The sequence below is a fragment of the Paenibacillus sp. OK003 genome, from assembly GCF_900109515.1.
In the GTDB taxonomy this organism is placed as follows: Bacteria; Bacillota; Bacilli; order Paenibacillales; family Paenibacillaceae; genus Paenibacillus; species Paenibacillus marchantiae.
Window position 1 is genome coordinate 94,328 of the sequence record NZ_FOBD01000012.1, and the last position, 15,200, is coordinate 109,527.

Consider the following 15,200-nt stretch of genomic DNA (forward strand, 5'->3'; position numbering starts at 1 on the left):
GCTTTCCCTTCTTTCACCGGATTGTCAGTCGGTTATGTGGAGCGTACACTATTTGTCCGCTCTGCCTAATTGTCGATATTCACTAGGCAGCACGCCTGTCAGTTCGCGAAAGATTCGGCTGAAATATTTCTCATCCGTATAACCCACCCGCTCTGCAATCCAGAAAATCGTGTTGTTTGTGTTCAATAAATACTCTTTCGACTTCTCCATTCGGATATGTCGGGAATAATCATTAAAGGTTTTTCCCATGATGTCCTTGAAGCATTGGCTGAAATAACTTCGACTAATGTTGAGTTGCTGGGACAGCCCTGAAGCTGTAAAAGCCTGATCCAAATCATTTTGCATAATCATCACGGCTTTTTTCACACCATCTATCATTTCCTGAGAATACGAACTCTGTTCATCCGCCTTTCGAATACTCTCAGAGGTCTGCTTGATCCACTGTTCCACTTCGTACCAGGATTGAAAAGAATGGATCATTGAGATTCTGCCCAGCGTAGTCTGGGCAAAAAGATGGTTCCACTCCATGACCAGGGAATACAGTAATCCCATCAATTGCCCTTTTTGCAGCCTTAGGGATTTAAACTCTTCAACAAGCTGGTTATAAAAATTGTCGTTATGCGTCCACGGAGATAGAAACCAACTTCGCTTAATTCGATCCATGTCCTCATCCTGAGGTTCTGTTGGATAAGTGTCTTGTTCATTCAAGGAAACGGCAATAACCGGATCTTGGGGTTCATACGCATAAAATAAGGACGTTTCTGTATAGTTTATAATCCAGTTTTGAATTTGCGTCCATGTCCGTTCTTGAACATCAGACAACACCAGTAGGGCTCCTTGGGGAATTTGATCCAAGTATCCCTTCAATCTATCGAATAGCTGATCCTCTCCATCCAGGGATGCCGCCCACATCCAGCTGTTCCGTTCCACTTCAAATAGGACCTCGTCTACATTGGATTCGAGTCCAATGGGCCAATTCTGGCCGGACTTTCGGTCCAGTGAAACTAGAGCATACACTTTACGGTAATGGATATTAGTTTCACCAAGCTGCGGCAGCTTTCGTCTTGTATTCGCGAGCTCACCAATCCGGGTATGTATTCGATTCAGCACATGTTCGAACTGCTCCTTCTCGAGCTGAACTTTGGCTATATAATCGATCGCTCCCAGCCTAAGCGCCTCTTGGATATAATCGAAATCCTGATGAAGGGTAAGCACGACAATATGAAGCTCGGGGTAGAGCTGCCTTGCAGCGCGCATCAGTTCAATGCCAGACATTACCGGCATCGCCAGATCCGTTAACATCAGATCTACCGAGTTGGATTCCAGAAAATCCAATGCCTTAGCCCCGTTACTTGCTTCTCCAACTACCTCCATGCCGAACTCGTTCCACGGCATCGCGGAGCTTATTCCTTTTCGTACCAATTTATCGTCATCCACAATCAATACCTTAATCATGCCGAGATATCTTCTCCTTTGATCGGAAGTATAAGCAATATGCTTGTCCCTGTGCCCAATTCACTCTCAATCACCAGTTGAGCTTGATCACCGTATTGTGCTTTTAACATGCGGTGAACGTAATTGAGCCCAATGCCCATCCCTACTTTTTGATGTTCAGCTACACGATTGTTTAGAAGTCTCTCAATCGCTTCCTCCGTCATGCCTGCTCCGTTATCCTGAATCATAATGTTTAGCGTTTCTTTGCGTGTAACTTCAATTTGAATAAAACCTTCGTCGCTCAGTCCGTGATAAAGTGAATTTTCAACCAACGGCTGTAGTATAAAACGAGGTACAGGTATTTGAAGCACTTGCTCATCAGCGGAAATACGCACATCAAATTCAAAATCATATCGGATTTGCTGCAGGATCAAGTACTGTCTAAGCGCGTCAATTTCCTCTTCCATCGTGGAAACCTGTCCTAATTTACCCAAATTGTAGTACAACAACTTATTCAGGGACTGCACCAGCTTGTCAATCTCCCCTTGTCCATTCATTACCGCCAGCCAGTGCACCGTATCCAGCGTATTCATCAAAAAATGAGGATTAATCTGATACAACAGCTTCTCTACTTCAAGGTCTGCACGAATTTTCTCTTTCTGCTGGACCTCTTTAAAGAGGTCACCGATTTGATGCTGCATATTCGAGAATTCGCCTAACAGAAAATCAAATTCGGGAATTTGCGTGCGTGTCTGACTGCCTGCCGTTTGTGGATTTTGAGACATGCCGTTGATTTGCGAATGGAACAGACCGAGGGGTTTATAAACCATCTTCCACAGCAACCAAGCCAGAAATACCGTAAATCCAAGGAAAAATAAAGCGACCAGTAATATTTGAAGCAGCCATTGGTTTTTCTCCTGTTGATACTTGGCCTGCGAGATCACCGACACAACGCTCCAGTTCTGAGTGGAGTCCTGTCTGAACCAATGATGACCGCGAGCTATTCCGTCCGATGCTGTACCATTCGATAAGCTGGAGAAATTCTCCCCGACTTTCATCGCTTCTGGAATCTCACTGTACACAATGTTTCCCTCTCCATCGAGGATCAAGTGGGATAAATCTCCTTTGTACTGATTGTAACCCAATATATCCTGCGCAAGGTGAAAACCGGATTCGACGTAAATATAAACATCGTCCCTCTGGGGTAATTTTACCTTCCGCATGGCGGATAAGACGAGTTGATCATCAAACCGGTTCATACTGACATGAGGACCAAAGTAGGTGATCCCATATGCTTTGGAGAGTACAGGCAAAGATTCGGGTGCAAAACGATCCTTTATGGGAAAGTTTCCAAACTGTGTGGAGCTATCCTTCTGAAAATAATACAATGTCAAACCTATATTCGGGTTGGTAAACGTTACGACATTTAATTCGCTCTTTAATTCATCCCGCGTTTCAATCAATTCAAATATATTGGAGGATGGTTTCAACACCTCATCCAACTTTTTACCTAATGTACCACTGTAAGACAATTGCTGAGTAACATGATTCAGGTTGGTGATCGAATTCTCCAGTGATGAAGTCACCTGCTGTAAATTGCTCCGAATGCCATCATCGATCTTGTTCGCAAAAATGGAATCAATGGTGTAGTAGGAAATTGCAAATATACTAATGAAGGGAATAAACGCACTGAGAAAAAACAGCAAAAAGATCCTTTTTTTAAGTGTCATTCCAACCTATTCTCCTTAACTTCATCCATTCTATGTTGAATGCATAACTACATAATTATAGATTGATAATTCTATATGTCAAACGCTTTCAAATTGTGATCATGACAAAAAGACCCTGCCAGCGAAATGCCAGCAGAGTTGTATTAAGGTACAGGAATTAAACCAGGAAAGCTTTAGAGATGATGACCAACAAGATGAACAGAACAAGGATTGCACCGATGGATGTGAAACCACCGTATCCACCAAGACCTCCAACATTTCCATATCCTACTTCACTCATGTAATCTCCTCCTCTTTTGTGTTATGTCATAAGGTATTCAATTATTGCTTTATTGACAAGGCTTTTGACATAATCATCAAAAAAGGGCACTATCATCCATAGTTCTTCATTCCGTACTGGTAAGTATGTTGCTTCATCAAACATAGGAGTTACACACAAACTTTTAATTTGTTCAGAGCCTGGGAAATATCACGAATCAGTGAATCGACATTAGCACGCTGGGTTGCCCAACTGGTACAAAAACGAACGACGCTGTGTGTATCGGACACCTTTTCCCAGAATGTGAACGAGTAACGGGTGCGTAAATCCTGAAGCAGATCATCTGGCAGAATCGGAAATTGCTGATTGGTTGGTGAATCATATAGGAAACGAATACCTTGCTCCACGAGCGAATCATGAATCAACATAGCCATGTCCACCGCATGCTGGGATATTTCAAGATACAGACCATCTTCAAATAGCGTTTCAAACTGAATCCCCAGCAATCTGCCTTTGGCAAGCAGGCCACCTTTTTGTTTGATCATATAACGAAAATCTGGCTTGAGCTTGTCGTTCAGGATGACTACCGCTTCTCCCATCAATGCTCCAATCTTGGTTCCGCCAATATAGAATACATCACATAGGCGGGCGAGATCCGCGAGAGTCATATCACAATTTCGGGAAGCAAGAGCATACCCAAGACGCGCCCCATCAATAAAGAACGGGAGACCACACTGTTGGCTTACATTAAATAATGCTCGCAGCTCTGCCTTGCTGTACATCGTGCCATTCTCGGTAGGCTGGGATATGTAAACCATTCCGGGCTGGACACAATGTTCAGGTGATGCATCATTCCAATGGGCATCATAGACCGCTTTGACCTGATCTGCCGTGATCTTTCCATCTTCGCTTGGTACCGTGATCACTTTGTGACCTGTGGCTTCGATCGCTCCCGTCTCATGGACCGCGATGTGGCCCGAAGTCGCTGCAATCACGCCTTGGTATGGACGCAAAATGGAGGCAATAACCGTTGTATTTGTCTGTGTACCGCCAACCAAAAAATGCACATCCGCCCGTTCATTTTTACAAGCTTGTCGAATGAGACTTCTCGCCCGATCACAATGGGCATCTTTACCGTAACCGCTCGTTTGTTCCATGTTTGTTGAAATCAGTCTTTGCAAAATGCGCTCATGCGCGCCTTCGTTATAATCACATTCGAATCGTATCATCGTCTTGTCTCTCCTGCTCTTTTGTTCAACTTATCCTGAATATTCATCATGGAAGCGTAAACTTCTCTGATCTCTTCCTCATCCAAACCTTGCATTAACTTCACAATTTGCTGATCTGAACGTTCATTCAACTCGCCGTAAAGCTCCTGACCCTTCTCAGTCAGGCGAATCAAACTAACCCGGCTGTCAGCAGCTGAATCCACTTTCATCAGCAGCCCTTCTCTGGTCAGTTTACTTACTATTCGGCTCATGTAGCTGCGATCAATGGTCAGTGTATCCACCAGATTGTTCGCAATGCTCTCCCCTTGAATGCCAATTTCAATAATGACCCTTGCTTCAGCGAAGGAGTATCCCGTTCCCAGGATATGCTTATCGAGTACACCGAGTATATTGGTATAAAAACGGTTAAAACGCCGCATTTCAGTCAACATATCTGCATTTATTTGCTGAGAGTCGATGTGAAATCCTCCCTTTTTAGTGGACATTGTCAACATTATAATAATCAGTTTAGTGGACGTTGTCAACAATATATAATATTGATGAACTTTATAGTTCAAATGAATGTCACTTTATTGAAAAACAAAAAAACAAACCGCGCAAATGCACGGTTTGTTTTTTGGCTATTAAGAATGGCTGTATTGCACCTGGTGAAGTCTGCTGTATATGCCTCCGGCAGCGACCAGTTCCTCATGGTTCCCCTGCTCTGCGATGCCATCCGCATTGACTACAAGGATGCGATCTGCATTCTTGATCGTTGTCAGTCGGTGTGCAATAACAAGGGTTGTTCTACCCACTGACAGTTCCGCCAGGGACTTCTGGATTAATGCTTCGGTTTCGGTGTCCAGAGCGGACGTTGCTTCGTCCAGGATGAGAATCGGTGGATTTTTCAGGAACATGCGAGCAATGGACAAGCGCTGTTTCTGACCTCCGGAAAGTTTGACACCGCGTTCACCAATGACCGTATTGATCCCTTCTGGCAAAGTAAGAAGCAATTCTTCCAAGGATGCACGACGGGCTGCATCCCAGATTTGCTCGTCTGTTGCCGTTAAATCGCCATAAGCGATATTTTCCTTAATTGTGCCTGAGAAGAGAAATACATCCTGTTGAACGATACCGATATGTCTGCGTAATGATTCCAGCTGAACCTCACGAATATCCATCCCGTCAACAGTAATCCGACCTTCCTCTACTTCATAGAATCGTGGAAGCAGACTGCAAATGGTCGTTTTACCTGCACCGGAAGGACCCACAAATGCAACGGTTTCCCCTGGGTTAATGGACAGACTGATATTATTCAGAATACGTCGATTCTGCTCATAACCAAACGAGACATTTTCAAAGCGAATATCTCCACGCACGATTTTTAGCTCAACGGCATTTTTCGCATCAGCGATTTCCGGTTCGGTATCAATGATTTCCAGGTAACGCTTGAATCCGGCGATCCCCTTCGGATAACTTTCAATTACAGCGTTAATTTTTTCAATCGGACGGAAGAAGATGTTGGATAACAGCAGGAATGCCATGAAATCACCCATATCAATTCTGCCATCGATAAAGAACCAGGCACCGCTAATCATAACGAACACAGTAACCAGACGCATCATCATGTAGCTGACCGATATACTCTTCGCCATCGTTTTGTAAGCAAGCAGCTTTGTTTTACGGAAGTTCTCGTTGTCTACGGAAAATAGTTTTTTCTCATGCTCTTCGTTAGCGAACGATTGAACGACACGAATTCCGCCTACGTTGTCTTCAATACGGGAATTGAAGTTCCCTACATCGCCGAAGAGGCGACGATAGGTCTTTGTCATGCGCCCACCAAACACGATAATAACCCAGGCCATGATCGGAATAATGACAAAGGTAATTAGTGCAAGCTCTAAATTAATGTTCGCCATAAGCCAGAAAGATCCGATTAATGTCATAATCGCGATGAATACATCCTCCGGTCCATGGTGAGCCACCTCGCCAATATCGTTAAGATCATTCGTAAGATGACCGATCAGATGACCTGTTTTACGATTATCGAAAAACCGGAAGGATAGCTTTTGCAAATGAGCAAACATCTTCGAACGCATGTTGGTCTCAATGTTAATGCCTAGCATATGTCCCCAGTAGGTCACAACATAATTCAAGACGGTATTCAGCGCATAGATCGATAACAGTACGACACAAGCGAGAATAATGAGCGGCCAATCTTGACCTGGCAGCAACTCATTAATGAATTTGCTTACAGCAAGTGGAAATGCCAGCTCTAGCAGACCAGCTAGTACAGCACAACCAAAATCAATTAAAAACAGTTTTTTGTAAGGACGATAATACGAGAAAAAACGACGAACCATTCTTATTCACTCTCCAGATCCTGATTAGGGCTTTCTTCTTCATTTTGCAATTCAAAAAGTTGGATGTATTCATCAATCACCTGATCAATGGCTTTCAGTTCACCACTTATCATCTGATGAATATTCCGAAACTCCTCCTGGCCAAGCTGTCTGGCCAACGTAGCTCTCCGATTCTGCATTTGTTCCAAAAAGACCAGAATTCTTCCACGACGAAACGTTTGTGCCCCATTACCCCGTTTTCCGTGATGCTCTCCATGTCCTCTCCCACGTCTGGAACGTTCACCTTGTTGCTCAGCTTCCCCGCGACCACGTATGGATCGCTCGCCATGGCGATCAGGTTGTTCGTTCTCATTTATATGTCTTTCTCTCATTTGTGAAGCACCTCCATTTTCGTATACATTTGTATACAAATTATTTATGTATACGATTGTATACGTAAGGGATTTTTCTGTCAACCGTATTTTTCCATTTTATTCTGGGCCAATTCATATTCAGTTCACCGTCCTAGAGTACACTAGCTTACGTACCACCACAGAGATCCCCAATCCACAGATAAGACAGGAGAAGATGAGATTGACACTGAAAAAACGAACTTCATTCGCCGCCGTAACCCTGGTGTTAACGATGTTAGCCCCAATGTCGGCTCTCGCCGCACCAGCAAGCAGCAACAGCAATAACCTTACGTATGATATGACCCAAAAAGCGGTGATGGAGAAGGCCAAGCTGCTTACCGAAACATATGGTACAACAAGTGTGCAGTACGCACTCATGGATGAAGGAGAGATCGTGATCTCCGGACAAGTAGGCAAAAACGACCCGGAGGGCCGTATCCCCCTTTCTTCCAATACAATGTATGGCATCGGTTCAACCAGTAAAATGGTGCTTACCGCCGCTGTGATGAAGCTGGTTGATGAAGGCAAGATTGATCTGGATGTGCCGGTTGTAAACTATATCCCGGATTTCAAGATGAAGGACAAGCGTTACACACAAATTACACCTCGTATGCTGCTGAATCATTCATCCGGGATTCTCGGGACCTCAAGCGGTAGTGCCATACTGTATGGGGACAATGATACCTATGCACATGATACGTTTCTGGATCAATTGGCCGAGCAAAATTTGAAGGCAGATCCGGGAGCCTACTCCGTGTATAGTAACGATAGCTTTACACTAGCTGAAATTCTGGTCGAGAAGGTCAGCGGCATGAGCTTTAGCCATTTCATCCAACAGAATTTCACCGAACCCTTGGGCATGAACCACACCAAAACGCCGCAGGATCTGGTCGACCCTGACCAAATGGCAGTAACTTATTCGCAGCTGCATAAGGAACAACTTCCAATAGAGAACACGAACATGATTGGCTCTGGAGGCATTTACTCTACTGCTGAAGATTTGGTCAAATTTTCGCAAATCTTTACGGGAGAGGTCAAAGGTATTCTTTCCAGTGAGTCGGCAAAAGCGATGACGCAAGAAGAGTACAAAAAAGGCGTGTGGCCAAAGGACAGCGATTCATCGATTTCGTACGGGTTAGGCTGGGATAGTGTGAACTTGTTTCCATTTAGCGAATACGGCATTCAGGCCGTTACCAAAGGCGGGAATACGATTGCGTATCATTCGTCATTCATTGTGCTTCCGGAATACAATATGGCTGCAGCCGTTACCTCCTCAGGTGGGTCAAGCACAACCGACCAATTGATCGCGAGCGAGCTGTTGCTTAGCGCACTAGAGGAAAAAGATATCATTAAAGAACGGAAGCCGGAAAAATCGTTTGGCGTACCTGTAAAAGCAACCATGCCGAAGGAACTAACGCAGGATGCAGGCATTTATGGGGCTGTCGGCAGCTCGTTATTAAAGGTGGAAGTGACTGATGAAGGGCAATTAACAACGTCCCTGCTATTGTCGCCGAACAGTACGGAACAAAAGTATACATATACCTCAGATGGCTCTTTCGTGAACGAGCAAGGTACAGAAAAGTTAGAATTTGCCCAAGAGGATAACGGGAACACCTACCTGTGGTCCCGCTCGTATCAGTCGGTGCCAGGGCTTGGACAGATCGCCTCCTCGGAATACAAGGCAGAAAAACTTCAAACCAATACATTACCCGAAGATGTAAAAGCCGCTTGGCAGAAGCGCGAAGGCAACATTTATTACCTGGTGAATGAAAAATACACCTCAACGGTATATGACAGTGCAACGCCGATCATCCCTATTCATATGTTCGATGAGGCACCAGGTTATGTGTATACCAATAAAATTATGGATGCAAATTCAGCCGTGAACCAACTGCAGATTCCAGGCTTGGCGGGCCGGGATACGATGGAATATAAGTTCTTCGAGAAGAACGGCGTGGAATACGTTTCAGCAGGAGGAAAGGTCTACGTCAGTCAAGATCTAGTGAGACCACTCTATTCAGGGAAACAATCGAAGACAACGATTCAAACGAATGGTTATGCGACATGGTATTCGATACCGGCAGCAGCTGCAGGTAAATTGATGACGGTGAAGATGCCTTCGAAAGGTGCTTTCACTGTATATGACCAGACGGGTATCAGTACAAATCATACCGTGGTTAGTGGTATAAATGAAGTTACATTACCTGAAAATGGTACGATTGTATTTGCTGGTGATGCTGGTTCAAGGTTCGAAATTTCATTAACCAATAAATAATAATGAGTATGAAAAATACGCCCGTTCCCTAGTGTTCTACAGGGGAACGGACGTTTCGTTCTTTCTGAAATCCATTCTGAAAGATACTAGGTTTATTCTAAGTTTATTCCACTTCATTCATAAACTTCCTGAAGTTTTCAACTATTTCTTTGGATCGGGTATGGTGTAAATAATGTCCGCCTTCGAATGTCATCACTTTACCATGTACAGAATTTTTGACTTGCTCTTCATGCAATGGTATCCATGCTTCCGTTTCGGTATCATTCGCTTGTAAAAAGAAAATGACAGGCAAATCTTTGGGGAAGGTCAAGTTCTCAGTTACTTTGAAATTAGGAGCAAAGTTTTCACCTTCACTCAGGTTGTTCGGATTAAACGTATTTTTGAGTGAAAGCATTCTAATTTGTTCTCTGGTTTCATCATCAACGTCGGGTGCAATCAGTTGATCAGGGGCCAGTTTCATTAACAATCGGTAGAATCCTGATTTTTTAAGCAATTTGTATGTTTCAGTTGGAAATGGAGCATCGTTGCCGCCCTGCGTTGGAACGCTGCTCTCAATCCCAACAAAAGCATTTACTTCGTTTGCATATTTGTTCACATAGTCCAGTCCGTAAATTCCGGAAATGGAGTGACCCATAAGCGTGTAACGATCAATATTAAGCTGCTGTAACGCTTCATGAATCTCACTAACCATATTTTCCGTGGTACGCTCTTTTTCAGTTACGTCACTTAATCCATAACCGAAAGGCTCAATGACGACAACTTTGTAAAATGGGGATAGCTCATCGATGAGCGGTTTAAAATCAAGGGCCGGGGCAGGTGTTCCATATCCGGGAAGCAATACCACGGTTTCTTCACCTTTTCCTTGGATCAACACATTCATGTTTTTCCCGTCAACCGCTACGGACTGACCATAGGGTTTAATTTTCCCTTCCTCCGATTTGTTGCTAAATACATTAACAATAAAGACAGTGGCGATAAATAATGTGATTAAGATAACTATGGCTCCGAATATTTTGAGCAAAATGCTTAATATTTTTTTCATCATGATGATTGTCTCCTGCTCAGTTTGATTGTTGTAGAAATGTTTGAAACTCCATTCATCTTACTTTTTAGTGAAATATCAAATTTGGCGCCAGCCTCACCTGAAAATACAATACGACCGTTTTCGGGTAAAACAACAACATTCTTACCGCTGACCACGCTGTGATTAATACAGATTCCGTTCTGATCATAGACAGCAAAGGCTCCATTTGCAGGCAACTTCACTGTCATGACTTTTCCTTTCGCAGTAGCGGGTACCGAAAACCATTTGGCATATCTATCTGCTTGAATGGTTGTTGCGGATTGTTGACCCGAATAAATTGGTTTCACCATTTCCTCACTGGCGTATACATAACCTGAGAATGTAAGATACTCTACTCCGTTCTTTTTGGAGAAATGAATGTCCATTGTATCCCGTCCGGCAGAACCCGGAATCTGCAATCGATTGGCTGCTTCGCCTGCTCCAATAATCTTATTATTAGACATATACCCTGGATTCTCTTTATTCAACTGGATAGGCAAGATCGATGTAGCATTAAGATACAGCATGGATGTGTATTTCTCATTCACCAGATAGTATTTTTTACCATCACGCTTTGCCCATGCAGCTTTAGTCTCCTTGGGTAACGTATTGGCTTTAAGCTTCTCCGCATTATACTCTGAGAGAGCCACCTGCCCGAGTCCTGGAACGGATATATACGATCGAGACCACAGGTAGGTATTCCCATTTTTCTCCACAACGAATTTCAACTTTTCTGTACCTTCGCTGTTAACAAAAGTACCATCCGCTGTGTAAGTGTATTCTTGAACCGGATTACTTGGAGCCGTGAGAGAGGAGACCATCATTTGTCCAGCCTTATTTATTTTGATCTTCGTAACAGAATTATTGCCACCATAAATACCTGCAAACTTGGATATTTCTTTAGGCATTTCAGCCTTCACAGGTACACCAAATGATTTTTCCGGCTTCCGTTCTTTAACAATGCCCTTTTCTTCAAGTGCGCTAAGTAATAACTCACTCGCAATGAATTGATTGGTTATGCTTGCTCCGCCTGAAGAGATCACGGCTGCAGCCATGTTGTATTCCGGAAGTACCACGAATGAAGAATGATAAGATAACGTATCTCCACCTTTCATCACGGCCTTAATGCCGTATTCGTTGAAAGGGAACAAGTTCACACTATCCCACCCCAACCCGTAAGACATCAACGTATCGCTATCCTTAGGCCACATGCCTCTTTTATATTCTTCTTGCGCCATGGCTTTTACCGACTTACTGGAAAGAATACCATTGACCTCTCCCGTGAAGATTTGTGAAAATTTGACCAGATCTTCAGCGGTGGAATACAGACCTCCAGTACCGAGAACATTATAATTCTCTTTTGGGAGCTGTCCCTCATAAAAAGGAGAGTAGATTCCTGCCATATTAGCCGGATCAACCACATCCTGTGGTGTTTTGGTATGTTTCATGTCCAAAGGCTCCGTAAAATACTGGTGTATAAATGCGGTATAACCTATGCCGCTCACTCTTTCAACCAGAATTTCAGCTAACGTAAAGCCATCGTTGCTGTAGACTGAGTATGCGCCAGGATTTGCCTTCAGGTTTTGATTCGCCAATTGCTCGAGAAACGTATCATGTGAATACGTGTCATTATCTCCGTACAATGTGGCATTGCTGGTTGAGGTGCCCAGAAGACCAGAGGAATGATTCAGCAACATACGGGGTGTAATCTGTTTGTATCGTTTATCTTTCATTGTAAAATCAGGCATATAGTTCACAACAGGCACATCCAAATCGATTTTGCCTTCATCAACCAGCTTCATTACAGCGGCTGTAAGCATCATTTTACTGGTTGAACCAATGCCATAGATCGTGTTCGTAGTAAGAGGTACCTTGTCGTTTAGATCGTTCTTCCCCGTTTGACCGGACACCGTAATCTCTCCACCATCAATGAGCGCATATTGCAGACTCGTCGTACCGTACGTCTCCGTCAGCAATTTAGCTTTTTCGATTACGGTTTTCTTTGTTGTCTCATACGTAGGGTTGCTGTTGTTCATGGCAGCCGGTGCGGCCATTGCAGATAATGGGGCTAACATGGTTAACGCTAGCGTTAAAGCTGCAATTGAAGTTCGTTTTTTGACTGTTCTCTTGAGCACTTTCATTTTCTCTTGTTGTATCATTTGCATCTTCTCCTGTCAGTATCTCTTTATTAAAGTATCCTAGCTTTGGTACTAAAATAAGCTTAACCAATAGAAATGTACTCTTCGTGACGTCTATATGAACTGAGTATTAATAGGCAAAATAATTCGAATACATGATGATTTACGATCCTTGATCCTTCCTTTTTTCCCCATAAAAATATCCCCTTTTAGTAGACACTTAAAGGGGATAAAGACTTCGTCTATTTCAATGAAATTTCAAACTTGGAACCGACCTCTCCTGCAAATACAATGCGACCGTTTTCTGGTAAGACTACTTTATTCTTACCGCTGACCACTGTGTGATAATACAAATTCCGGTCTGGTCATAGACAGCAAAGGCTCCATTGGCAGGAAACTTCACTGTCATGACTTTTCCTTTCGCAGTAGCGGGTACCGAAAACCATTTGGCATATCCATCTGCTTGAATGGATGTTGCGGATTGTTTACCCGAATAGATGGGTTTCACCAGTTCCTCACTGGCGTATACATAACCTGAAAATGTAAGATACTCTCCTCCGTTCTTTTGGGAGAAATGAATGTCCATCGTATCTCGTCCAGCCATGCCAGGGATCTGCAGCTCATTGACTGCTTCGTTTGCTCCAATAATCTTAATATTGGACACATACCCTGGAGTCTCTTTATCAGTATGAATGGGGAGAATTGGTGACGAATGCAGATATACCGTTGATGTATATTTCTCATTCACCACGTAATATTTTTTACCTTCACGCTTTTTCCACGAGGCGGTAACACCCTGGGATAATTCATTGGCTTCCAGCTTCTCCGCTGTATATTCTGAGAAAGCCAACTGCCCAAGTCCTGGCAAGGATATATAAGATCGAGACCACAGATACGTACTTCCGTTCTTCTCCGAAACAAATTTCAACTTTTCTGTGCCTTCATCATTAACAAACGTACCATCCGCTGTATATGTGTATGTTTGAGCCGAATCACTCGGAGCTGTTAGAGTGGATACAATCATTTGTCCAGCATGATTCATTTCGATCTTCTTAACCGAATTATTGGCGCCATACATACCTGCATACGTGGCTATTTCTTTAGGTATATCTGCCTTTACTGGCACCCCAAATGATTTTTCTGGCTTCCGTTCTGTAATGATGCCCTTTTCCTCCAGTGCGCTGAGCAATAATTCACTCGCAATGAACTGATCTTTGGCACTTGTCCCACCTGATGAGGTAACGGCTGCAGCCAGATTGTATTCCGGCAGTACGATTAATGAGGAGTGATACGATATCGTATCTCCACCTTTCGTAACGGCCTTGATGCCGTATTCACTGAATGGGAACAAGTTCACACTATCCCACCCTAACCCGTACGAAATAGAACTATCGCTATCTTCCGGCCACAGGCCTCTTTTGTATTCTTCTTGCGCCATGGCCTCTACCGACTTACTGGAAAGAATGCCTTCGACCTCGCCCGTGAAGATCTGTGAAAATTTCACAAGATCTTCAGCGGTAGAGTAAATGCCACCAGTAGCAATGATATTATATTTCTCTTGTGGAAGCTGACCTTCAACCAAAGGAGAATAGATGCCCGCCATGTCTGCCGGGTCAACCACATCCTGTGGTGTTTTGGTATGTTTCATGTCCAGAGGCTCTGTAATATATTTGTGAATAAATGGAGTAAAGCCCATGCCACTAACTCTTTCCACTAGAATCTCCGCTAATGTAAAACCATCGTTACAATATACGGAGTATTCTCCTGGATCAGCTTTTAGAGTCTGTATCGCCAATTGATCTAGAACGTATCATGTGAATACGTATCATTATCTCCGTACAATGTAGCATTGCTGCCCGTGCTGCCCAGCAGACCGGAAGAATGATTCAACAGCATGCGTGGTGTAATTTGTTTGTAGCGGTTATCTTTCATTTTAAAGTCACGGATGTAGTTTACAACAGGCAGATCCAAATCAATCTTGCCTTCGTCAACCAACTTCATTACAGCAGTGGTAAGCACCATTTTACTGGTTGAACCGATGCCGTAGATCGTGTTTGAAGTAAGCGGCACCTTGTCCTTTAGATCGTTCTTGCCTGTCTGACCGGACACCACAATCTCCCCACTATCGATTAATGCATATTGCACACTGGTCGTACCGTACTTCTCCGTGAGCAACTTGGCTTTCTCCGCCACTATTTTCTTGGTTGGTTCATACGTTAGATCGTTGCTGTTACTTGTAGCTGATGCGGCCATGACTGACATTGGAGCTAACATCGTTATCACCAGAGTTAAGGCGGTGATTGACATTCGTTTTCCCTCTTGTCGTCCCATTCACATC

12 protein-coding genes are annotated in these 15,200 nt (G+C 43.6%); 1 reads left to right on the forward strand and 11 read right to left on the reverse strand.

Annotated features, from left to right (window positions below; translation table 11 throughout):
* Positions 1–48 precede the first annotated feature (48 nt).
* The 7 genes from BMW94_RS19445 to BMW94_RS19475 form a co-directional block, all read right to left on the reverse strand.
* On the reverse strand, positions 49–1,455 hold the full coding sequence (locus BMW94_RS19445; protein ID WP_091000606.1) for a response regulator transcription factor: 1,407 nt from the start codon (positions 1,453–1,455) through the stop codon (positions 49–51).
* Positions 1,452–3,164, reverse strand: a complete 1,713-nt coding sequence (locus tag BMW94_RS19450; RefSeq protein WP_091000607.1) for a sensor histidine kinase — start codon at positions 3,162–3,164, stop codon at positions 1,452–1,454. The genes BMW94_RS19445 and BMW94_RS19450 overlap by 4 nt, the downstream gene beginning before the upstream one ends.
* Positions 3,165–3,321: 157 nt before the next feature.
* Positions 3,322–3,444 (reverse strand): sporulation protein YjcZ, encoded by a 123-nt coding sequence (locus BMW94_RS19455; RefSeq protein WP_079697598.1) that lies wholly within the window; start codon positions 3,442–3,444, stop codon positions 3,322–3,324.
* Positions 3,445–3,593: 149 nt separating this feature from the next.
* The gene (locus tag BMW94_RS19460; protein WP_091000608.1) at positions 3,594–4,652 is read right to left on the reverse strand and encodes a threonine aldolase family protein; all 1,059 of its coding nucleotides are present in this window, start codon (positions 4,650–4,652) and stop codon (positions 3,594–3,596) included.
* A complete protein-coding gene (locus BMW94_RS19465) occupies positions 4,649–5,083 on the reverse strand; it encodes a MarR family winged helix-turn-helix transcriptional regulator (RefSeq protein ID WP_231952523.1) in 435 nt (144 codons plus the stop codon). Before BMW94_RS19465 ends, BMW94_RS19460 begins: the two co-directional genes overlap by 4 nt.
* A 192-nt stretch (positions 5,084–5,275) precedes the next feature.
* Complete coding sequence (locus BMW94_RS19470) at positions 5,276–6,994, reverse strand: ABC transporter ATP-binding protein (protein WP_091000609.1); 1,719 nt, start codon at positions 6,992–6,994, stop codon at positions 5,276–5,278.
* A gap of 2 nt (positions 6,995–6,996) precedes the next feature.
* On the reverse strand, positions 6,997–7,365 hold the full coding sequence (locus BMW94_RS19475) for a hypothetical protein (protein ID WP_091000610.1): 369 nt from the start codon (positions 7,363–7,365) through the stop codon (positions 6,997–6,999).
* A gap of 196 nt (positions 7,366–7,561) precedes the next feature.
* Between BMW94_RS19475 and BMW94_RS19480 the strand changes: the two genes are divergently transcribed.
* On the forward strand, positions 7,562–9,661 hold the full coding sequence (locus tag BMW94_RS19480) for a serine hydrolase domain-containing protein (RefSeq protein ID WP_175480768.1): 2,100 nt from the start codon (positions 7,562–7,564) through the stop codon (positions 9,659–9,661).
* 103 nt (positions 9,662–9,764) lie between these two features.
* Here the strand turns inward: BMW94_RS19480 and BMW94_RS19485 are convergent, their stop codons facing one another.
* The 4 genes from BMW94_RS19485 to BMW94_RS31350 all read right to left on the reverse strand — a co-directional run bounded on the left by BMW94_RS19485 (position 9,765) and on the right by BMW94_RS31350 (position 15,193).
* Positions 9,765–10,706, reverse strand: coding sequence for an alpha/beta hydrolase (locus BMW94_RS19485; protein WP_091000611.1), 942 nt, complete (start codon positions 10,704–10,706; stop codon positions 9,765–9,767).
* Positions 10,703–12,883, reverse strand: coding sequence for a serine hydrolase domain-containing protein (locus tag BMW94_RS19490; protein ID WP_091000612.1), 2,181 nt, complete (start codon positions 12,881–12,883; stop codon positions 10,703–10,705). Before BMW94_RS19490 ends, BMW94_RS19485 begins: the two co-directional genes overlap by 4 nt.
* A 292-nt stretch (positions 12,884–13,175) precedes the next feature.
* Positions 13,176–14,657, reverse strand: a complete 1,482-nt coding sequence (locus BMW94_RS19495; protein ID WP_368086924.1) for a serine hydrolase domain-containing protein — start codon at positions 14,655–14,657, stop codon at positions 13,176–13,178.
* Between the two features lie 5 nt (positions 14,658–14,662).
* Positions 14,663–15,193, reverse strand: coding sequence for a serine hydrolase domain-containing protein (locus tag BMW94_RS31350; RefSeq protein ID WP_368086925.1), 531 nt, complete (start codon positions 15,191–15,193; stop codon positions 14,663–14,665).
* Positions 15,194–15,200 lie beyond the last annotated feature (7 nt).